We start from the raw sequence: 20982 nt of genomic DNA, 5'->3' as shown, positions 1-20982 counted from the left end.
TCAACAACTTCTATTCTTACTGCCCTGGGCTGAAGCCCAGGGTTCTTGACTGAGCGAACTGACGGAGAAAGTCCTTGTTCGCTTTTTCTCTGCTGTTATGGCTATTCCCTAAAACAACCATTGACCGAAGCACAAAAAAGCCCCCTCCACAGAGGGGGCGACTTTAGCTTTAGCCTAGGGCCTTGGCCCTAGGGTCCTGTATAATATGAGCCTGTAGGTTTCAACCTACAGATGGCCAAAGGCCAAACGGCCCAGCGCTGCGCAGGGGTGGCCGTAGGCCAGACCGAAGGCGAAACGAAGTGAAGCCTGAAGGGCCGAACATCCCTGTGAGCCCCGCAGCATAGCGGCGGCCAGCTTGCTGGCCGCGGGCCCCAAATCCTTCTAATCGTTACCCCATCGACAAGAAAATGAACTAACTATTTGGCATAAAAAAAGCGACTCCTTAGAGTCGCTCCTTTCTAATTATTCTTAAAAGGCGTTTGCAAACGGAAACGAGGAACAATCACCTTGACCTCCTCCTCTTCGCCATCCAAATAACGCATGATATAATAGCCCTGCATATAGCCAATATCGCTCTGTAAAGGACAGGCCGAAACGTATTCATGAAAATCGCCAGCATATAATACCGGCTGCTGGCCCACTACGCCCTCGCCTTCTACCTCTCTTTGGCTGCCATTAGAATCCCAAATCAACCAATATCGGCTGAGTAGCTGCAAAGGACGCTTGCCCAAATTGTCAATGCGAATTTGATAGGCAAAGACAAAGTCCGAGCGCAAGGGCCGAGAGTAATCTGGCTGATAAACAGCGCTTACCGTAACCTTAATATTATGCGTGATGGCCGTTTCCATGCTTTAGTTTTTCTAAACCCGAATTACCTTCCGAAATAAAGGCTTCTACTACTTTTTCGGCTTCCGCTAAGGCGACCTCCAAATTGTCATTGACCAAAGTGTAGTCAAATTTACATTCATAGGTCAGCTCATCGCTAGCCCGAGCAATCCGCTTGCGCAGACTTTCTTCATCTTCCGTTTTGCGGCCCCGCAAACGCGCAAAAAGCGTATCGGCAGAAGGCGGCTTGACAAAAATCGAGAGCGAGCGCTCTGGATAATGCTTCTGGATATTTACGGCTCCTTTGACATCAATGTCAAAAAGAACACTTTTGCCCAAGGCCAACAAACGCTCCACCTCTTCTTTTAAGGTGCCATAAAACTGATTGTCATAGACTTCCTCCCATTCCACAAATTCATCGGCCTCGATCCGGCGCTTAAAGTCTTGTAAAGACAAAAAGTAATAATCCATTCCGTTCACCTCGCCATAGCGCTGGCTACGGGTACAGGCCGAAATAGAGAAGGCCAAATCTTTGCGGGTTTTGAGCAAATGTTTGACGATAGTGGTTTTCCCCGCTCCAGAGGGGGCGGTAAAGATGATCAGTTTGGCTTCTTGCTGCATGTATTCTGCGATATTCTGTGAGAAAGTGCTTTTTTATAAAACGCTTCCATTTTGAAATAGGCCACAAACATAGGGAAAATAGGCCGATTTTTAGAGCACATTAGCCAGTTGCTCCTTGATTTTATCGGCTTCCTCTTTCATTTGAATGACTAGGCGCTGAATGGGCGCATGATTGGCCTTAGAGCCTAGGGTATTGATTTCTCGGCCCATCTCTTGGTTGATAAAGTTGAGTTTTTTCCCTTTTTGGGCGGGCTTTTCAGCCAAAAGTACCTCCTTAAAGTACTGGCAATGTTGGGCCAAACGCACTTTTTCTTCCGAGATGTCGAGCTTATCTAAATAATATAACAACTCTTGCTCAAAGCGGTTTTCATCTAGCTCTTTTTTCAAAGAAATGCTATCTAAATTATTGTGCAAGCGCTCTCGCACATTTTGCAGCCGCTCTTCTTCATGTTTGGGCAGCTCTTGCAAAAGCGCCTCAATTTCTTCTAGTCGGCCCAACAAATCTTTTTGCATGGCCAAGCCTTCCTCGGCCCGAAAACTATTAAATTGCGCAATGGCCAACTCTACCGCCGCCAAAAGCTCGGCCCAACTTTCTTCCGACAAACTATCCTCATTGGGCACGACCACCGCAGGCAGGCGGCTTACGGTATACAACAAATCACCGGGCGGCACTTCTAGCTCGGCCCCCAAACTTTTGAGTTGCTCGGCATAAGCCATAAAAGCGCCCTCATCAATGCGGTAATCGCTTTTTTCGGCATGGCTTAATTGTAGGCTAAAATCAATTTTTCCTCGGCCCAATCGCTGTTGCAATAGGCGGCGCAGCTCCATTTCTTTGGCCTGAAACTGCAAGGGCAAACGCAGACGCAAATCACAGCCTTTGCTGTTTACGGCCCGAATTTCTACTAAATAATGGCCTTTGTTGCCTTCTTTTTGGCCACGTCCGTAGCCCGTCATTGAGTATAGCATCTCCAAATGATGTTGGTTAAGGGCACAAAGGTCGCATTATTCCATTGTCTTCCCAAGCTAGCCGCCTTTTTTTTGCCCAAAAGCTTTATCTTGGCCCAAACTGTTTTTATTTTTTGGGGCCTCCGCTTCGGCTTCGCCTTGCGGCGCTACGCTTTGGGGCTCGCAGGTCTGCTCGGCCCTGCAGCCCTGCGGGCTTTGGTCTGCGGCTTCGCCGCCCCCTTTCGCATCGCTAGGCCAAATAGCGCTTGGCGGCACAGCCCGCCGCTATTTATTTTGCAACGCTCAGAATTTTTTCTCTTTCGCATGGATAATCAAAAACTACTTTTTATTACTGGGGCCACCGGCTTTTTAGGCGCTTATTTGGTCCGAGAGGCCCTAAAAGCAGGCTATCGGATTCGGGCCAGCAAACGGCCCGATAGCCCTATGGACCTACTGGGCGAAATGGCCCAACAAATTAATTGGAGAGAAGGCGATTTACTGGACCTCTCTTTTGTAGAAAGTTGCCTAGAAGGAGTAGATAGCCTAATTCATGCAGCAGCCTTGGTCTCTTTTCAGCCCAAAGAGGCCGAAAAAATGATCCGCTTCAATGCCGATAGCACGGCTTATTTGGTCAATGCGGCCCTAAATGCCAACATTTCTGAATCGCTTTTTGTGAGTAGCATTGCCGCTTTGGGCCGAGACGAAAAAAAGTTGCGCATTGATGAACAATCCCAATGGGAAAACAGTAAATATAATTCTAATTACGCCATTAGTAAATTTAAGGCAGAATGCGAGGTTTGGCGGGGAATTCAGGAGGGTTTGCCCGCCTGCATTGTCAATCCCTCGGTGATTATGGGGGCAGGCTATTGGGCCAAGGGCACCGCCCAAATGTTTCAGCAAGTGGCCAAGGGACTTTCCTTTTATCCTGCTGGGGCCACCGGCTTTGTGGATGTGCGAGATGTAGCCGAGTTTTCCTTGGCCCTTTTGCAAAATCCTCAGGCGCAGGGACAACGCTTTATCTTAAATGGTATAAATTGTAGCTACCAAACCCTATTTAGCGAGATGGCCAATGCCTTGGGCAAAAAGCCCCCCAAAAGAAAATTGCCCAGTTGGGGCGTTGAACTCCTTTGGCGACTGGAAAAGCTCCGTAGTTGGATTAGAGGCTTGCCCCCAGTAATTACCGAAGAAATTGCCCGCAATTTGAATAGCAAATACGAATATGACAACCAAAAAGTGATTGATTTTTTAGGCAAAGATTTTCGTCCCTTGTCTGTTTGTATGCAAGATAGCGCCAAATTGTATAAATTAGCCGAGAGCGGAGAACAGCCCTTTGGCCTACTGGCCCCCTAAAGGCCTAGCGCTGTGCAGGGGTGGCCGCAGGCCAGACCCAGTTTTTTTGAGCGCAGCGAAAAAAAACGCAGGGCCGAGCAGACCTGCGAGCCCCGCAACATAGCGCAGCAAGGCGAAGCCGCAGCTGAGGCCCCAAAAAAAGAAAAATCTGCTCAGAAACAAGAACAACTATGCAACTGCAAGAAGCAAAAGAAAAATTTATTGAAGCCTGGGGCGGATTTGGCTCCAATTGGGGAATCAACAGAAGTATGGCCCAGGTACATGCCCTGCTGCTGGTCTCCGAAGCGCCCCTTTCTGCCGATGATGTGATGGCCGAGCTCCAAATTTCTAGAGGTAGCTCAAACATGAATCTCCGCGCCCTAATTGACTGGGGCTTAGTCTATAAACGCCTAAAAGCGGGAGAACGAAGAGAGTATTTTGTGGCCGAAAAAGACATGTGGAAGGTCGTGCGGCAAATTATTATTCACCGCAAGAAAAAAGAGCTGGAGCCCGCCCTTCAGGTGCTAGAAGATGTGCAAGATATTGAGGGAGAAAGCAAGGAAAAGGAGGAATTTGTCGCCATGATTCAATCTATTGAGCTCTTTTCTAAAAAAGCCGATGGTTTGCTCGAAAGATTGGTGGATGCCGATAGCGAATGGCTGATGAGCGTTTTGCTCAAGATGCTTTAGGCGCGGCCAAATTCTTTTAGGGTCGCTAGCATTTTTTGGCGCACCTCTTCTTTTAGGGCGGGGATATCGGCTCGGCTTTTTCCTTGAGTGGGAATGGGGTCGGACCAAACGCCCCAGCAAAGGCCAGGCCCTGCCTGAAACTTCTTTTTGGAGCTCAGAATCTTATCGGTATTGATGATGGTTAGTACCGCTATGGGCTGCTGGCTGTCTACCGCCAAGTTGAAAGCCCCATTATGGAAGGCCTGCAGGGGTTCATCGGAGACATTTCGGGTACCTTCAATAAATAAGTGGATGGAGCGCTGCTCCTCCAAATACTTTTGCAATTTGAGCATACTCGCTTTGCGGCTTTCTGGGCTACGGCGATCGACAAAAACGTCTCGGTAGTGGGAGACAAAACCCACCACGGGAATTTTTCGGACGCCCCATTTGGCCAAATAAGAAAAAGGCATGGGGGCGGCAGCCGCACAAACGGGAATATCCATCATAGATAAGTGATTGCTCACCATCACATAGCGTTCCTTGGGGTCAATTTTTTCCTTGCCCCGAATCCGAATCCAATGCCCAGACAAAATCCCCAACAAAAAGCCCCAAAACTTGGTAATATAGAGGGTGGTCCAGGCTTCTCGCTCTCCTTTGAGCAACTTGAAACTGAGCCAAAAGAAAGGAAAGACCAAAGCGCCAGTGAATAAAAACATCAGCAGCAGCCAAAAACAAAAGATATTGCGGAGGAGGCGAAGCATAAACTTTAGCAAGTTGGTTAATTAAATAAATTTTGGGCAAGATAAACAAGTTATAGAAAAAGAACGCTTAGGGAAAACTTAAAAAAGGGGGCTAATAAATCTCGAGGATTTATCGGCCCCTTTTTGGGCTAAAGAGAAATAAATTTAGATGCGTTGTGCTTGTTCAAATTCAAACAGCAGCTGTTCAAACTCTTCTAATTTGATGCGAATTTTTCTCTTTTTGCGTTTTTTGCTTTTGGCCCGTTTTTCTTCTAAAAACTTTTGGCATTTTTCGAGTAAATCTTCTGCCGAGCGGTCATATTCGCTCATATCGCGCAGCATCTTGATAAAATCGATTTTAGCCCCAAAAGCATAGGAAGAAGTTTTGCCTTTACCATAAAGCAATAGGCCTACATAGCCTCTTTTTTTTGGGTAAGTACTTTTTCGCCAGCTAGCAAATTTCTCTTCTCCTCCTGGAGGTAAATCTCGACGGAAATAAAGAAAGCTGCCCATTGATTTAAGGGTCATATGATAGCGTGCCAGCAATTTGGGACTCTCATTTTCTAGGAAGGCCACTTGATTGAGTCCATACATCTTTGGGCCTATGTAAACCTGAAAAAAAGCAAAGAACTCTTGATTATACTTGACAAAACTAATCTCCTCTCTATTAAAGGGGTTCTTAATCTTTTCGCCCGCTGAGGTAATAATCTGGAAGCTAAAAAAGTTTTTTTCCTTTACTTTTATGCGCTTAATATCTGCAATGCCAATGCCTTCATCTGCATTAAGGGCGTCAATATCTTCATAGTAATAGCCTTTTTGGGCAAAAAGCCCCAAGCTAAATAAGGACAATAGTAGTCCGAAATAATACTGTTTCATCATTTATTTTTTAGTGCGGCGAATTAACCGAATATCGTTAAGCAAATTATAGCGGTTGTATCTGCTTACAGCCATCCCCTTTAGTCGCATAAAACTTAACCTAGTTTCTTGAGATGTTTTGCTGTTAAACACACTACTATAATAGAGTGACTGATACTTTCTGAAATCTCTACTCAAACTAACTTGGCCCCAAGTCATGGCCACAGCTCCTCCAGCAATTAAAATTAGGCCTGTAGTCTGATTTTCACTTCCTTTCATGATTTGAGAAACACCCAAAGCTGCTGCGGCCGTCCCTGCAATCAAGGGAACCGCCCCTTGCCAAATCATTTTGGAATTAGATGGTCGCGTTTCTATTTTTCCCAACAGCAAAATATCGTGAATATTATAGCGGTCACAAATTCGGTCAACCTCCTCTTGGTTAAAAGCAGGTTGATGGCGCTTAGCAAAGGTGTTTCGCTGCTGCAACCATTTTTTTAGAATTGCGATATCACTAAACTCTTCAATATTCAAGCGATTGAGATATCGGCTATCTAGCAACTTAATTTTCAAGTTGTTTTCTTCAGCAACTTCTAAAATTTCTGCGCAAAAAGCATCTCTAGCTTTTTCTCTGTCCTCAAGTTGCGTTGCTGTTCTAAAAGGATTCTTTTTAAAATTGGGTTGAATAAATATATAGGGATCGACCAAAAGGACAGAATCTAAACCTAATCCTGGCAGGGTTTCTTGTTTAAAGGCTTTGCGGTCGGCCATCATTCGCTCTATCCGCTTTGAATTCTCCTCTTTAGAGTTATAGGCGGCTGCAACTTGATTATCATTTTTCTCGCGCTTTAGCTTTTCCGCTTCATAATCCTCTATAAAACTCGCATCCTCTACAAAATCTGACAAAATATAGCTGGCTAAGTTAAAGTCCTTACTCAGGTCAGGATATTCATATTTCGCTCGATAAACATTAAAGATAACTGGCCCTTTCAAATTTTTAAATGCTCTGGGCAAATCATCTTGCGTTATACTTCCTGGCCGAAAAGGAGGGCGACTCCTAGGATCTTGCATATATTTCGCTCGCTCGGCCGCAGACATGGCCTTGGGTAAATCTACAACGCTTGGAAAATGTTGCAAAAGCAAATGAATTGCATCTTCATAATGGGCCAAAATATATTTATCCTCTGGATAATCATTCTTTAATGCCCAAGCCCGATACATATTCAAGGCTGCCCAATCATAACTTCTTAAAGAATGCGTCAAATAATAAATTTGCTGCTGTCCTCCCTCTATTTTATTAAAGGCCAAAGAATCTTTGCTACTTTGATCTTCTAAATAATAGCTACTCAAACATTTTTCTGCATAATAATTTAAACGATGCCCCAGGGCATTCATAGCCTTAAGCTCCAAAAAACGCAAGAATTTACTATTGGGCTCCTCTTGGCGCAAGAGAAAACAACTATAAATAGCATCCTCGTAGCGATAATTATTGAGGTAGTAGAATGCCTGCTCAAAACGAGCCGTTTTACGCATTAAATCAAATCTTTCCTGAGAAATCATAAACGTTTTACTTCCGCTCTCTTTTCCAGCAGCCGCTTTTTCTATTTCTTTCCAACGTTTAAGCGTACTCGGGTGTGTACTCAAACTATCCTCTTCCTCAGTCCAGTCCGAAACAGGATGCAATTCCTCTTCCGACATAAAAATTTCTGCGGGCAACTGACAACTACCCGAATTAAAGTAGCTGCGATCAAAGGGACGATTATCATGCAACAAATGGCTGTAGTTGAGTATCTCGAAAGTTTTTTGAATGGCTTTTACACTATATTCCGTTTTCAAAAAAATATCCAAGCCCCCTTTATCCGCCTCAAACTCTAATTCTTTAGAATATCGGCTCCGCTCCAATAACTGCGCATCAAATGTTTCTTTACGAAGCACAAATCTTCGGCGATTTTCATTAAAAATGGCCCGTTCTCGCTCATATTTACTCATGCTGTGCTGCTTAATCACATGCATCAACTCATGAGATAAAATAAAAGCCAATTGCGCCTCATTTTCCAACTGCGCCAACAAGCCCATGTTTACACAAATCAACCCTGTTCCCGCCGCAAAAGCATTCACGGCTGGCGAACGCAAAATATAAAACTCTACATTTACGCCTTCCAACTCTGGACAATGCTTGAGCAAACGCTGTCCGACCTCATTCACATAGTCATTTAAGGGCGTTCCAAAAAGCACCAGTCCACTGCGCAACAAATCATCCATGCTATAAATAGAACTCGCATAAAATTGCTGCTGAATTTTTAAGCGACTCCCTTTCAAGCCCGGATCTATTTGCGACAAACCCAACTCATACTTTTTAGCGGCCGAATTTAAAAAACGCTCTGGAATCTCTCCCTGCGATCGCAAGGGCCGATAATTATCAAAATCTTGGGCCCAACTCCCCTGCTGAATAAAAAACAACAGTAAGTAGCAACAAATTAGTGCTCTTCTCATTTTTTGGCTTTTATCTTTTTTAGAATAATTGCCGCAAAAATAAAGAAAAGGATGTTTTAAAAAATATTTTTTGGGCTACACATCGCTCATCCGCTCCAGTGGCTTTTTTTCAGGCTATTTTTTTTCTTCGACTAATTTTACGTTCAATTTTTTCCTCGCCTCAAAAAATCTTCTTCTTTTTTGGGACCAAAAAAAACAGGCAGAAAAATCAAATTGATTTTTCTGCCTGTTGCTAATTGAAAACCGCTAATTGAAAGGCCTAACGGCGACCTACTTCTCCATTATTTTCTCGGATTCTTTTCTCTCTATATTTTTCTCTTCGTTTTCTGTTGTTCTTTTTGTGCTTCTGGGTTTTTGCATAAGATTTTTCATCCTCCGACATAATCCAGTCCGCCCAACGAAATAGTTTTCCAAAAATCTTAAAGGGCAAGAGCAATAGGGCAAATAAAAGTCTAAACATTTTTTGTGCTTTTAGTTAAAAAAATTCTTTGCACAAGAAACAGCAACTGAATCCAGCCTATCTAAACAGTTTTAAAAAAAATTTCTTCCCATGGCTATAAGACTGCCTTTTTTAAATGAGTTCTTATAGACTTGCGTATCTTTGGGGCGGAATGAAAAAATTATCGCAAAGTCTAAACTATTTCGGTCCAAGAGGGCGCGAAGCGCCCGCAGGCCTAGGGATGGAAAGCGGGGCGGCGCAGCCGCAGACCCAAGTTTTTGAGCGCAGCGAAAAAACTGCAGGGCCGAGCGAATAGCGAGCCGCGACACAGCCCGCAGCAAGGCGAAGCCGCAGCTGAGGCCCCAAAAAAAATAAAAACAGAAAAAATGAAAATTCTACTCATCGGATATGGAAAAATGGGGCAAACCCTAGATAAAATGGCGCAGGCTGCCGGGCATGAAGTGGTCGGAAAAATTAACCAAGCTAGCGATTGGGATAATTTTGAGTTGGAAGCAGAGGTAGCCATTGAATTTAGTCAGCCCGATGCTGCCTTGAACAACTATTTGGCTTGCTTTGAAAGAGGGATTCCCGTTGTTTCGGGCACTACCGCTTGGTTGGCTGATTGGGATAAAATGGCTGCGGCCTGCGAAGAAAAAAAGGGCGCCTTCTTTTATGCCTCTAACTTTAGCATTGGCGTCAATTTATTTTTTGCCCTCAATGAGCGTTTGGCCGAATTGATGGCCGGGCAGCCGCAATACCAATTGGAAATGGAGGAAATCCATCATTTGGAGAAAAAAGATGCTCCTTCTGGGACCGCTATTTCTTTGGCGCAGGGCGTTTTGGCCCACAACCAACGCTTTGAAGATTGGTATTTGGCCGAATTTCCCAATTTAGAAGGCAGCCAAAAAGAAAATCATTTTCCCATTTTTGCGCTAAGAGAAGCGGGAGTTCCGGGCACGCACAGCCTGAAATATGCATCTTCGGAAGATGAAATTATAATTACACATCGTGCAAAAGGCCGCATTGGTTTTGCGGCTGGCGCCCTCAAAGCGGCCGAATGGTTGGCGGGAAAAAAGGGTGTATTTGGAATGAAAGACCTTTTAAAAGAGCAATAAATGAAATTTAGTCGTTATCCCTTTGAGCAAATCTTAAAGGAGCGTCTGGCCGCCCTAGAATTTAAGCGGCCCACCGATATTCAGTATAAAGCAATTGAGCCCATTTTGAAAGGGCAGGATGTTTTGGCCGTGGCCCAAACCGGAACGGGAAAAACGGCCGCTTTTGCCATTCCTTTGGCGCAGCAACTGCTAGCGGGAAAGGATCAAAGCAAAGGACGGTCGCCCAAGGTGGTAGTGATGGTGCCTACGCATGAATTGGCCCAACAAATTGAGTCCTTTATTCATAATTTGACTCGTGGAAGTTGGATTGAAACCCTGGCCATTTATGGGGGGAGCAAGCAGGATAAGCAGTTGGCCAAATTGGAGACAGGAGTTGATATTTTGGTGGCTACGCCTGGTCGTTTGTTTGACCTACAAGCTCAGGGCGCATTGCGTTTGCAGGCTGTAAAAACCTTGGTTTTGGATGAGGCCGATAGAATGTTGCAATTTGGGTTTTATGAAGATATTCAGGACCTTTTGCAGCGGCTGCCCCAAAAGCGGCAAACCCTGTTTTTTTCGGCTACTATTGACCAGAAAATTAAGAAACTGGCCTATTCGCTAGTCTCTAATCCCATTCGGATTCAGATTTCGCCCAAAGATCCCGTCAATAAAAATATTGACCACTCCCTTTGCTTTGTAGAAATGGAAGACAAGCGCTTTTTCTTGGAGCGTTTGTATAAGGAAAATCCCAATCAGAAGATTTTGGCCTTTGTGCGTACCCGTGTGCGGGCAGAACGGCTGTTGACAGCTATGCAAAAAGTAAATATTGAGGCCAGAAGTCTGCATGGCGACAAAGAACAGCAAGAGCGAACTGCTGCGCTCAAAGCCTTTGCCGAAGGCGAAGTTCGTTTGCTCATTGCCACCGATGTGAGTGCTCGAGGCATTGATATTCCCAATGTGCATTTGGTCATTAACTATGATTTGCCCGATCAGGCCGAGAACTATGTGCATCGAGTGGGCCGAACGGGCCGAGGTCGAAAAAGAGGGAAAGCCATTTCTTTTTGTGCGCCTAGAGAAGAAGAAATGTTGGAGAAAATTGAGGACTATATGGGGCAAAAAATCAAATTGCTGGATATTCCGGTAGAGGATTATGAAGCCACCATCGACCTCAGTGATTCGCAGACATATTCGTTTAAGGACGTAATGCGAGAAATCCAAGAAGCCGAAGACAGCAAGAAAAATCGACGTAAAAAACGGAAGAAATAAAAGGAGATGGCCAAAAAGAGGCGCTTTCAGGATTTGGGTTTTGGCACCGCCCTTCGAGGGGAACAAGATCGTTTAATCTTGCCCAATGGGCAGTTCAACATTTATAGAGACAATGCTTTTTTTGAGCGTTTTCAGTCCTATCAGTGGTTAGTTGACCTATCTTGGTGGAGCTTCTTTTTGGTCCTCACTGCTTTTTATTTGCTCATTAACACAGTTTTTGCGCTTTTGTATTTGGCTGTGGGCATTGAGCAATTGAGTACGGGAAATCCCGAGCTTTCGCATTTTTGGCAGGCCTTTTTTTTTAGTGTGCAAACTCTGACCACCGTAGGTTATGGCAGTGTGAGTCCAGAAGGTTTTGCCGCCAATTGCATTGCTGCTGCGGGTGCCTTTGTGGGTTTATTGAGTTTTGCCTTGGCCACGGGGCTGCTTTTTGCCCGTTTTTCTAAGCCCAATTTAAAATTGCGTTATAGCAAAAACATCTTGATTGCGCCCTATCAGGATGGAAAAGCCCTAATGTTTCGCATAGCCAATGCCCGACAAAAAGTATTGGCCGAGGCGCAAATTTCTTTGGTGGCCAGTTGGTTGGAAGAGAATGAATTGGGCCAATTGAGTCGAAAATTTTCGCTTTTGCCTTTAGAGCGAGAACAACTGCGCATTATGCCCCTCAATTGGACCGTAGTGCATCCGCTCAATGAAGATTCGCCCATTCAAAATTTGGGAAAAAGCAGTTGTTCTCGCCAAAAACTAGAGCTTATTGTCATTTTTCAGGCCCATGATGATAGCCATGGCATCCAACTCCGGTCCTACCACTCTTATAGTAGTGAGGAAATGGTTTGGCATGCGCAATTTGTACCTATGTTTCATGCTGGCCGAAATGGGAAGACGCTATTGGAGCTGAGTAAAATATCTGATTTTGAGTATGTAAAATTATAACTCTAGATTCTAATAACTTTTCAAATAAACCAAATGCAAACTACTACTTTTTTCCTTATCCTATTTTCATTATTTACATTTAATACGGTCCAGGCTCAAAGCCTAAGCGGTCTAGAATCTGACTACAGCTCTTTGGTAAGACAATATAAAAGTATTAGCGAATGGGCCGAAAACATGGAAGATTTTGACGATAAGATAGAAGACCTTCATAGAAAAGTATCTTCCCTTGTTGGAGATATTGAAGATTTTGAACCTGACTATGAGGATGCCAAACGCCATAAAAAACTTCTCCTTTTGGTCGAAGATTTTGAAGGCTTCACTCATTCTAGCCCATCTTCTGAGTCTTTAGATCACTTCAATCAATTTCTAAAAAAACTAGGCGCAACAGTCGAACTATTAGCGAAAAAAGATGGCGTAAATATTTATGCTGTACAAATTGGGTATTTCACACATATTTGTGCTTATGCTACAAAAAAAGGACTTTATCGAGTTGATATTGAGTTTAATGCAAAACAAAATGGCTATAGTTTTGCCGCTGGACGAAATTCTTTCGGTCTACGCAATGAGATAGATATTATTGATATTTATGACCAAAGAGAAATCTCAAAAACCATTAGCAGCATCAAGGTAGAATTGAGATAGATCTATAAATTGATTTTACAAAAAGAGCCGAAGAAAATTCCTTCGGCTCTTTTTTAATGCCCTACTCCCCCACCAAAGCCTCTCGCAAAAAACGATTAACCCCCATGGCCGCCTCAAAATGTTCTAAAAGCCAAGGCAAAAGCTCCTTGCTTTGCAGAATTTCATCCATTTCTGCCTCCTCCTCATAGGTCCGCATAAAATAATATTGCTTTTGGTAAATCAGGGGCAATTCCTCGCCCAAAGCTCGAAATTGCTTGGGGATGCGCTTATGTTTTTCGCCCTGCAAACCCGCTGGATAATACTGCTCAAAAGCAGGCTGGGCCAATAAACGCTCAAAGTTTTCTCTTTGGTCCAAAATAGCTTCCCGAACAGCCAAAACTTGAGCCGGCGATAAACGATAGGCGCCACCGCCCACCCAAATTCCCGCCGGACCAATTTGCAAATAGTAGGCGGGCCAATCAATCGCTTTTCGCCCTTTAGATGATAAAATGGCCGAAGCATGCAGCTTGTACGGACTTTTATCCTTGGAAAATCGACTGTCCTTATAAATCCGAAAGATCAATTCTTTGGGCAAACGCAAATCAATGCCCGGCTCTATCCGCTGCATTTCCTGGCCCAAATCCTCAATCAAACGCGCAAAAGGCTGCTTGACCGACTCCTCATAGCGCTTTTTGCGCGCCTTAAACCATTCTCTTTCGTTGTTGGCGGCCAATTCTCGAAAAAAACCGAGGAAATCCGCATCAAAATATTGCATCTTATTTTACTTTTTAGGATAAGGCTCGCCAAATGTTTGGCGAAAATGACCATCTTCTTGGACGATAAATCGCTTAAAATCAACTTCTTTATACTGTAAAACACCTTTTTCGATCTCAATTTTCCACTGCTGAATCATCAGCGAGCCATCTTCAGATAGAATAGCGCCCAATTGTTCATGTTCTGCATTCAAAGCAATGGGCAGCTCGGTCAATAACTCCCCTTTTTTGCTATAGCTGGCCAACAGCCATTTTTCGGAGCTTCGCCAAGGGGGCATAACCACATAAAGCAGTAAATCGTAGTTGTCAGTTTGGGCCAATAAGGCCTGAGACTGAAAACGAGCCGGCCCTTCTCTAGTAAAAGTTCCCGCCTCTAATTCTGGAATAAATGGCGCAAAAACGGGCTTAATCCATTGGCCATCTATTGTTTCCCATAATTCATCCTGAAAAGTTTTTCGACTCTTTTCGGTCTCAAATTTTTCATAATTGACGACAATGGGATAAGGCTTTTTTTCAAAAAGAGCCAGAAAATCTTGATAATTCAACTCTACTTTTTCCTTTTTTCGGGCCAAGCCGTAAAGGCATAAAGCAAAAAACAACAAGCCAATAAAAGGCTGGGGAAATATACTTTTTTCATGGGTATGGAGATTTAATCGTTTCCTTTTTGGGGCAGCCTCTGGGGCTCGCTACTACTTGCTTCGCTGCGTCGACTCCCATTGGTCGGGTCGCTCGGCCCTTCGCAAAACTTCGCTAGGGCTTTTTACGCCCATTTCTACTTAAAAAAAAAAAAGCTATAAGCTAGCAACGGCGCTCTCATCCCCATCGCTCTTCAGCATAACCAAAAAAGTCTTCAAAAAACAACAGTCCTGCCGTAGGTTGTGCTTGTCGAAAAGAGAATCTTTGATTAACAAAGTCTAAACCAGCTACAACATATTCATATTCTTGATCCATAATCAATGTAATTCCATGTTTATCAAAAAATGACACTAATTTTTCGCACAAATCAAATTGTTCTTGAATAAAGCAATCGTCATAACTTTCTCGGTCAATGTATCCGCTATGAGTCCTAGGATCTGGATTTTTCACAGAACAATAAAACGTGAGTCTTACTGCATTGACAAACTTAGAAAAAGACAGGCTCGTCTGATAGTAGATTTCCAAGTCTCCAGATTTGAATTCGGAGTGGTCAATATAAACTTTCACTTTTAATCCATCATGTATTGATACATCGGCATAGTCGCTCAGTTCTTTGCGCAATTCTTCCATCAAGGGATAGGGCTGAACTATTTTTTCTATATACTTTTCTTTATCCTTAGCCAGTAAAAGCACCTCATCTATCAAGGATTGTAAATTATCAACCACCATAATTTTCATTGTTTTTCAGCTGCTTTAATCATCAAAAATGAAATGCAGTCCTTAGTTTTTAGATTATTTCTTTTTTGGGGCCCGCGGCCGCCCTTCAATTTGGGGCGGCCGCCGCTATGCTGCGGGGCTCGCTACTCGCTCGGCCCTTCGCAAAACTTCGCTAGGGCTCGTTTTGCTCGGTCTGGCCTGCGGCCACCCACTCCGCAGCGCTGGGCCAATTGGCCCTTCGGGCCAGGGCGGCTTCGCCGCCCCTAATCCTCAAAATGAACGGGCCAAGATTTTCCTGCTGCGGGCAGTTCTCTGGGGCAAGCGGGAGGCAAATGAGACCAAATTTGTTCTTTGAGTAAATCGAGTAGAGCTTGGCGCTCAAAGTTGGCGGGCCGAAGCAAACCAATTTCTCGATAAGGTTCGGGTGTAGCAAAACTGCGCAAGCTCGCCTGTTGTTTGGGCGGCAAAGCCTGGCCCGCCAATCTGGGCAAAATGGTAAATCCTCCCTGATAATCGACTAGCATGCGGAGACTTTCCAAACTGCCCGCCAAATAATTAAGCTGTCGACTTTCGCCAGTTTGCAACTGCAAGGCACAAAAATCAACCAATTGTTGGCGGAGACAATGGCCTTCTTCCAGCAGCCAAAGTTGAGAAAGGTCCAACTCTTCGGTTAAGAAGTAGTTTTTCTCCATTTCAAAATCATCTCCATATAATAAGAAGTCTTCATAAAAGAGGCTTTCTTGGACCAAAGTAGGATGGCCAAAAGGCAAAGCCAAAATGCCTAGGTCCAAATCTCCCGCAAGCATGGCCCGTTCCATCTCTTGGGTTTGCATTTCTCGGAGCTCTACTTGCAAATCTGGACAAGCGGCCAGAAAACTGGGCAAAAATAAGGGCAATAAATAAGGCGCTAAGGTAGGAATCACTCCCAAGCGCAAGCATCCGCCCAACTGATTTTGCTCCCAATCGACCATAGCTTTGAGCTGCCCAGCTTGCTGCAAAATCAAACGAGCTTGTCGCAAAATTTTTTCGCCTAAAGGCGTTGGGGCCAAAGGCTTTTGTTTTCGGTCAAAAATGGGAGCGCCCAGTTCTTCTTCCAACTTTTTGACCATCATGCTCAAGGTAGATTGGGTCACAAAGCAAGCCTCTGCCGCCTTGACAAAATGCCGATGCTCTTCTAGGGCCAAAATATATTCGAGTTGCTGTAAATTCATTTCATCATCGGTTTAGTCGATATCTGTATCAAATATATCATTTTAAACAATTAAGCAGACAAACTATATTTGCCTAAGCAAAGAAAAAATACTAAATTCAATGGTGGTCCAAGCTGGGCGACCAAAGGGAGCCTTTCTTTGCGCAGCAACTTTTAGTTGGCCTAGCGATGTGCAAGGGTGGCCGAAGGCCAGACCGAGCAAAAAACTTGTTTTTTGCGAAGGGCCGAGCGAATAGCGAGCCCTGCAACGTAGCGCCCGCCGAAGGCGGGAGGCCCCAAAACAACAGCGAGCCGTGAAACGACAACAAGGCCTTTAGGCCGCAGTTCGACGACCAAAGGGAGTAACCGCCCGCCGAAGGCGGGAGGCCCCAAAACCATATTATTTTCCTCATCCTAAACATAGCTTATATAATGAGTAAGAAAGAGCAAAACCATAAATTGCGTTCGGCTTCTGGCCGTCCTTATACGAATCACGAAAATAGTAAATCTGCGGGCCGTCGGGGTCCTCTTTTGCTAGAAGATTATATTTTGCATGAAAAACTGGCCCATTTTAACCGCGAACGGATTCCCGAGCGGGTGGTGCATGCCAAAGGGAGCGGTGCTTTTGGTACTTTTACCGTGACCCAAGACGTATCTAAGTACAGCCGCGCCAAGTTTTTGAACCAAATTGGCAAAGAGACCAAGGTTTTTCTGCGTTTTTCTACCGTAGGTGGCGAAAAAGGCAGCGCCGATAGCGAGCGAGATCCTAGAGGTTTTGCGGTAAAATTTTACACTGAAGACGGCAATTTTGACATGGTGGGGAATAATACGCCCGTCTTTTTTATCAAAGACCCCAAAAAGTTTCCCGATTTTATTCATACACAGAAGCGGGATCCTAAAACCAACTTGAAAAGTCCGACCATGATGTGGGATTTTTGGAGTTTAAATCCGGAGAGTTTGCATCAGGTTTTGATTTTATTTTCGGACCGAGGCACCCCTTATGGTTATCGCCATATGAATGGTTATGGCTCGCACACCTTTAGTATGATCAATGCGGAAAATGAGCGAGTTTGGGTAAAATTCCATTTTAAGACGCTGCAAGGCATCAAAAATATGACTGGGCCAGAGGCCGATCAGATGCGGGCCAAAGATATGGATTTCTCTCAGCGGGATTTGGTAGAAGCGATTGAGTCGGGCAACTTCCCTAAATGGCGATTTATGATTCAGATCATGACGGATGAGCAGGCGCAGGCTTTGCCTTTTAATCCCTTTGACTTATCAAAAGTTTGGTCGCATAAAGACTTCCCTTTGCAGGAAGTGGGTATTTTGGAATTGAATCAAATTCCTAGAAATTACTTTGCTACCGTAGAGCAAAGTGCTTTTGCGCCCGCTCATATTGTGGATGGCATTGGCTACTCGCCCGATAAAATGTTGCAGGGTCGTTTATTGTCTTATCCCGATGCGCATCGTTATCGTTTGGGGGCCAATTATGAGCAAATTCCCGTTAATCGTTGTCCTTTTGCGGTAAAAAATTACCAAAGAGATGGCTTGATGCGAGTAGATGGCAATGGCGAAGAGGGGCCCAACTATTATCCCAATAGTTTTGATGACATTTATGAGGATGCGAGTTATACGGAGCCTGCGGAAGAAATTAAGGATCCTGTGGCCGATTTCTTTGATCGGAATGAGGGGCCTGGCGAAAACGATCATTTTAGTCAGCCCGCCGCCCTTTTCAATGAAGTCATGAACGATTATGATCGCCATAATTTGGTGGCCAATATTGTGGGGGCTATGCAAGGCATTGCTGGTCCAAAACGAGAGACGATTATCAATCGCCAACTTTGTCACTTCTTTAGAGTAGACCCCAAATTGGGTGCTGCCGTGGCCCAAGGCCTAGAAGTTGATGTGGAGGCGGTCATGGCCAGTTTGAAACATGAATAAATTTAGTGGAGGAAGATAAAAAGCCCAGTCTGTAGACTGGGCTTTTTTTTGGGGGGTATTTCCAAAGTAAATTGCTCATCAGCAACCTAACGATACACTCCCGATTTCTCAATAATTTCTCGCACTGCATCGGGCACCCAATAACGAATACTTCCTCCATTAACTACTTGCCGACGAATATAAGTTGCTGAAATTTCTACCAAAGGCGCTTCTGGAAATAAATGAATACTGGGATGATTTTCCAGCTCGCCCAAACTTACTTTGGGCCGTTTATATACATATATAGTATGATGCGCCAAAATTTGCTCATAATTTTTCCATTTGGGCAAAGAGCGCAGATTATCGCCCCCCATCAGCAAAACAAATTCATGCTCGGGATGCTCTTCTCGCAAATAAGCCAAAGTATCTACCGTATAAGAAGGTTTGGGCAAATCAAACTCTATTGCGCAAGCTTTTAAGCCCGGCTCCTCCTCTACCGCAGCCTGCAACATTTCTAAACGCAGGTAGTCATCGGCCAAAGTTTTTCGTTCTTTATGTGGATTATGCGGACTAAGCACCAACCATAGCTCATCCAAAGGACTATGTTGCAACAAATAACTGCTAATCATTAAATGCCCGATATGAATGGGATTAAAAGAGCCGAAAAAGAGTCCTACTTTCATAATTTTTAATTTATTCTGCCGAAAATATACAGCCTTCTTTTCGGATTGCCCTAGAAGGCTCCGTTTTTTTGTGACTTTAGCCCGCCTTTAGTATCTTTAAATAAAACAGACCTTAATTATGTGGAAAAAATACCTTTTTTGGCCAGCTTTTCTGGCCCTGCCTTTTCATTTGATGGCACAAGCTCCAGAAGGATCGGGCCCCAACTTGGTTCCGAATCCCGGTTTTGAAAAACTTAGAGCAAAACCGCCTAAAGATGATCTCGATGGCTTTAAAACCTTTCGCTATAGCGTTTCTGATTGGTCTAGCCCTTCTTTATCGACGCCTGACTTAAAAATTGTGTTTCCACAAACCCTAAAGTCGGCAAAAAGAAACAATGAAATCATTGACGAACCGCATTCGGGCTATAAAATGGCTGCTATTTTAACGCACAACCCAAAATCGGAACGCAGCAGCGTCTATAGAGAATATGTGCAGGCCAAATTGACCCAAACTTTGCGCAAAGGAACCGAATATTACTTTGAATTTTGGGTCTGCCGTGCCGTTCGCTCTAAATATGTAAGCAATAATATTGGTCTGGCTCTCTCGCCTACCCGAATTACCAAAGGAAAAACTTGGGACCCACTCACCGAGATTAAACCCGATTTTAATGTGGAAGAGGTCATCAATAAAGATAAAAGAGAATGGGTAAAGTATTCTGGTACTTTTGTCTCTCCAAACCGCTCCAATTGGATTATCCTCGGCAATTTTTTCGATAATGAAAAAACAGAAATGATTGAAGGCTCTGCCGATCCCGCCGGAGATTTTGAAAATGCCTATTACCTCATTGATGATATCATGCTTTGCGAACTCAACTTTAAAGAAGAGCCCCCCGCATTGCCTCCGCCCCCGCCACCAAAAGTTGGCGATGTGGTTAAATTGGACCGCATTTTCTTTGTGACTGCAAAATGGGGCCTCTTGCCCGAATCTAACGAGCAATTGCAAGAGGTAATTGACCTGCTCAATGAATATCCAAGCATGGAAATTGCCATTCATGGGCATACCGATAGCCGCGGAGACAATAGCTACAACCAACGCTTATCAGAAAACCGCGCAAAATCGGTCTATAATTATTTGGTCCAAAAAGGAAGCGTGGCCCCAAATCGCTTAAGTTATAAAGGCTTTGGCGAAAGTAAACCCGTTGCCGACAATAATACCGCCGAAGGCCGACAAATTAACCGCCGCGTAGAGTTTACTGTCACTAAAGTAGATGCCGAAAATCTCGAAGTAGAATACGAAACAGAAGTTGATCCTTATACCGATGAGGATTAACCCCATTTCATAAGCACTTTCAAGCCCAAAAGTAAAATTTTGGGCTTTTTTTTGGGGCTGCCCCTCGCCTTTGGCTCGGGTCGCTACGCTGCGCAGCTCGCTGTTCGCTCGGCCCTGCGCAAAAAAACAAGTTTTTTGCTTGGTCTGCGGCTGCGCCGCACTGCTGCGCATCGCTCATCCGCTCATCTGTTTTTTTTCTTTGGGCTTTTTTCTTCGGCAGTTTTGGCTTCTTGTTTTTTCTATTCCGCATAAATTTCATAGGAACCCTAGGGCTAAGGCCCTAGGCTAAGAAAAAAATTGTCATCCCCTCTTGCGAGGGGATTTTTCTTGGCGCTTGTGCTTGGGGGGTGTTTTTTTTGAAGTTTTTTGGGGTCCAGTGGGTCAAAACCCACAGCAAGAAGGGAGGCCATTCTACATCCAAAAAAATGAGCCGAAGGTTAAAACCATCGGCTCCTAAAAAATTAAACTAAAACCGTTTCCTTTTTCGGGGCGGTTGTTTTTTCTCTTGTTTTGGTCACAGCATTTTTTTTAGCGAAGAAAAATTTTGTTGTTTTTTAGGCTTGAGCCTAATTGAAAGCCGCTATTTGAAAGGGGGAGTTTTTCTCCCATAAATTTCATAGGAACCCTAGGGCCAAGGCCCTAGGCTAAGCAAAAAATTGTCATCCCCTCTTGCGAGGGGATTTTTCTTGGCGGTTGTGCTTGGACGGTTGTTGTTTTTCTTGATGGTTTTGGACCAGTGGGTTAAAACCCACAGCAAGAAGGGAGGCCATTCTACATCCAAAAAAATGAGCCGATGGTTAAAACCATCGGCTCCTAAAAAATTAAACTAAAACTGTTTCCTTTTTCGGGGCGGTTGTTTTTTCTCTTGTTTTGGTCACAGCATTTTTTTTAGCGAAGAAAAATTTTGTTGTTTTTTAGGCTTGAGCCTA

The 20982-nt window shown here is 44.2% G+C and carries 20 protein-coding genes; 8 read left to right on the top strand and 12 right to left on the bottom strand.

What is annotated here, in order from left to right:
• Window positions 1-458: 458 nt before the first annotated feature.
• From apaG to OP864_RS15455, 3 genes are all read right to left on the bottom strand, one after another.
• Window positions 459-848 carry a Co2+/Mg2+ efflux protein ApaG gene (gene apaG, locus OP864_RS15465; protein ID WP_270099051.1) on the bottom strand — a complete coding sequence of 130 codons (390 nt, stop codon included), beginning with the start codon at window positions 846-848 and terminating at the stop codon, window positions 459-461.
• Window positions 826-1446, bottom strand: a complete 621-nt coding sequence (gmk, locus tag OP864_RS15460) for a guanylate kinase (RefSeq protein WP_015694187.1) — start codon at window positions 1444-1446, stop codon at window positions 826-828. Before gmk ends, apaG begins: the two co-directional genes overlap by 23 nt.
• Window positions 1447-1536: 90 nt before the next feature.
• The gene (locus OP864_RS15455) at window positions 1537-2412 is read right to left on the bottom strand and encodes a YicC/YloC family endoribonuclease (RefSeq protein WP_270099050.1); all 876 of its coding nucleotides are present in this window, start codon (window positions 2410-2412) and stop codon (window positions 1537-1539) included.
• 303 nt (window positions 2413-2715) lie between these two features.
• Between OP864_RS15455 and OP864_RS15450 the strand changes: the two genes are divergently transcribed.
• On the top strand, window positions 2716-3741 hold the full coding sequence (locus OP864_RS15450) for an NAD-dependent epimerase/dehydratase family protein (protein ID WP_270099049.1): 1026 nt from the start codon (window positions 2716-2718) through the stop codon (window positions 3739-3741).
• 170 nt (window positions 3742-3911) lie between these two features.
• Window positions 3912-4409 carry a GbsR/MarR family transcriptional regulator gene (locus OP864_RS15445; protein ID WP_270099048.1) on the top strand — a complete coding sequence of 166 codons (498 nt, stop codon included), beginning with the start codon at window positions 3912-3914 and terminating at the stop codon, window positions 4407-4409.
• Here the strand turns inward: OP864_RS15445 and OP864_RS15440 are convergent.
• The 4 genes from OP864_RS15440 to OP864_RS15425 all read right to left on the bottom strand — a co-directional run bounded on the left by OP864_RS15440 (window position 4406) and on the right by OP864_RS15425 (window position 8933).
• Window positions 4406-5149 (bottom strand): lysophospholipid acyltransferase family protein, encoded by a 744-nt coding sequence (locus OP864_RS15440; RefSeq protein WP_270099047.1) that lies wholly within the window; start codon window positions 5147-5149, stop codon window positions 4406-4408. The genes OP864_RS15445 and OP864_RS15440 overlap by 4 nt on opposite strands.
• Window positions 5150-5293: 144 nt before the next feature.
• On the bottom strand, window positions 5294-6007 hold the full coding sequence (locus OP864_RS15435; RefSeq protein WP_270099046.1) for a hypothetical protein: 714 nt from the start codon (window positions 6005-6007) through the stop codon (window positions 5294-5296).
• The gene (locus OP864_RS15430; RefSeq protein WP_270099045.1) at window positions 6008-8473 is read right to left on the bottom strand and encodes a M48 family metallopeptidase; all 2466 of its coding nucleotides are present in this window, start codon (window positions 8471-8473) and stop codon (window positions 6008-6010) included. It lies immediately after the preceding gene.
• A 259-nt stretch (window positions 8474-8732) separates the two neighbouring features.
• On the bottom strand, window positions 8733-8933 hold the full coding sequence (locus OP864_RS15425) for a hypothetical protein (RefSeq protein WP_270099044.1): 201 nt from the start codon (window positions 8931-8933) through the stop codon (window positions 8733-8735).
• A gap of 365 nt (window positions 8934-9298) precedes the next feature.
• Here OP864_RS15425 and dapB point away from each other — a divergent pair, with 365 nt between their 5' ends.
• Genes dapB through OP864_RS15405 form a run of 4 tightly spaced genes read left to right on the top strand, consistent with a single transcriptional unit; the run spans window position 9299 to window position 12847 of the window.
• Window positions 9299-10027: a 4-hydroxy-tetrahydrodipicolinate reductase gene (gene dapB / locus OP864_RS15420; protein ID WP_270099043.1), complete on the top strand. Its 729-nt coding sequence runs from the start codon at window positions 9299-9301 to the stop codon at window positions 10025-10027.
• Entirely contained in the window at window positions 10028-11272 is a 1245-nt protein-coding gene (locus OP864_RS15415) for a DEAD/DEAH box helicase (RefSeq protein ID WP_270099042.1), read from the top strand.
• Between the two features lie 6 nt (window positions 11273-11278).
• Window positions 11279-12205: an ion channel gene (locus OP864_RS15410; RefSeq protein ID WP_270099041.1), complete on the top strand. Its 927-nt coding sequence runs from the start codon at window positions 11279-11281 to the stop codon at window positions 12203-12205.
• 33 nt (window positions 12206-12238) lie between these two features.
• Window positions 12239-12847 (top strand): hypothetical protein, encoded by a 609-nt coding sequence (locus OP864_RS15405; RefSeq protein ID WP_270099040.1) that lies wholly within the window; start codon window positions 12239-12241, stop codon window positions 12845-12847.
• A 61-nt stretch (window positions 12848-12908) separates the two neighbouring features.
• Here the strand turns inward: OP864_RS15405 and OP864_RS15400 are convergent, their stop codons facing one another.
• The 4 genes from OP864_RS15400 to OP864_RS15385 form a co-directional block, all read right to left on the bottom strand.
• Window positions 12909-13601, bottom strand: a complete 693-nt coding sequence (locus OP864_RS15400) for a DUF2461 domain-containing protein (protein ID WP_270099039.1) — start codon at window positions 13599-13601, stop codon at window positions 12909-12911.
• Window positions 13602-13607: 6 nt separating this feature from the next.
• Window positions 13608-14144, bottom strand: a complete 537-nt coding sequence (locus OP864_RS15395; protein ID WP_270099038.1) for a hypothetical protein — start codon at window positions 14142-14144, stop codon at window positions 13608-13610.
• A gap of 268 nt (window positions 14145-14412) precedes the next feature.
• Complete coding sequence (locus tag OP864_RS15390) at window positions 14413-14964, bottom strand: hypothetical protein (RefSeq protein WP_270099037.1); 552 nt, start codon at window positions 14962-14964, stop codon at window positions 14413-14415.
• A gap of 251 nt (window positions 14965-15215) precedes the next feature.
• Window positions 15216-16163, bottom strand: a complete 948-nt coding sequence (locus tag OP864_RS15385; RefSeq protein WP_270099036.1) for a hydrogen peroxide-inducible genes activator — start codon at window positions 16161-16163, stop codon at window positions 15216-15218.
• Window positions 16164-16573: 410 nt separating this feature from the next.
• On the opposite strand from OP864_RS15385, the gene OP864_RS15380 reads away from it, so the two are divergent.
• Window positions 16574-18082 (top strand): catalase, encoded by a 1509-nt coding sequence (locus OP864_RS15380; protein WP_270099035.1) that lies wholly within the window; start codon window positions 16574-16576, stop codon window positions 18080-18082.
• Window positions 18083-18168: 86 nt separating this feature from the next.
• Here OP864_RS15380 and nadD read toward each other — a convergent pair whose 3' ends face one another.
• Complete coding sequence (gene nadD, locus OP864_RS15375) at window positions 18169-18744, bottom strand: nicotinate (nicotinamide) nucleotide adenylyltransferase (RefSeq protein ID WP_270099034.1); 576 nt, start codon at window positions 18742-18744, stop codon at window positions 18169-18171.
• A 118-nt stretch (window positions 18745-18862) separates the two neighbouring features.
• On the opposite strand from nadD, the gene OP864_RS15370 reads away from it, so the two are divergent.
• Entirely contained in the window at window positions 18863-20053 is a 1191-nt protein-coding gene (locus OP864_RS15370) for an OmpA family protein (RefSeq protein WP_270099033.1), read from the top strand.
• The last annotated feature ends 929 nt before the right edge of the window (window positions 20054-20982 follow it).

The sequence above is a fragment of the Saprospira grandis genome, assembly GCF_027594745.1.
Classification (GTDB): Bacteria; Bacteroidota; Bacteroidia; order Chitinophagales; family Saprospiraceae; genus Saprospira; species Saprospira grandis.
The sequence above is the reverse complement of the archived record's forward strand: the minus strand, read 5'-3'. Positions and strand labels throughout refer to the sequence as shown.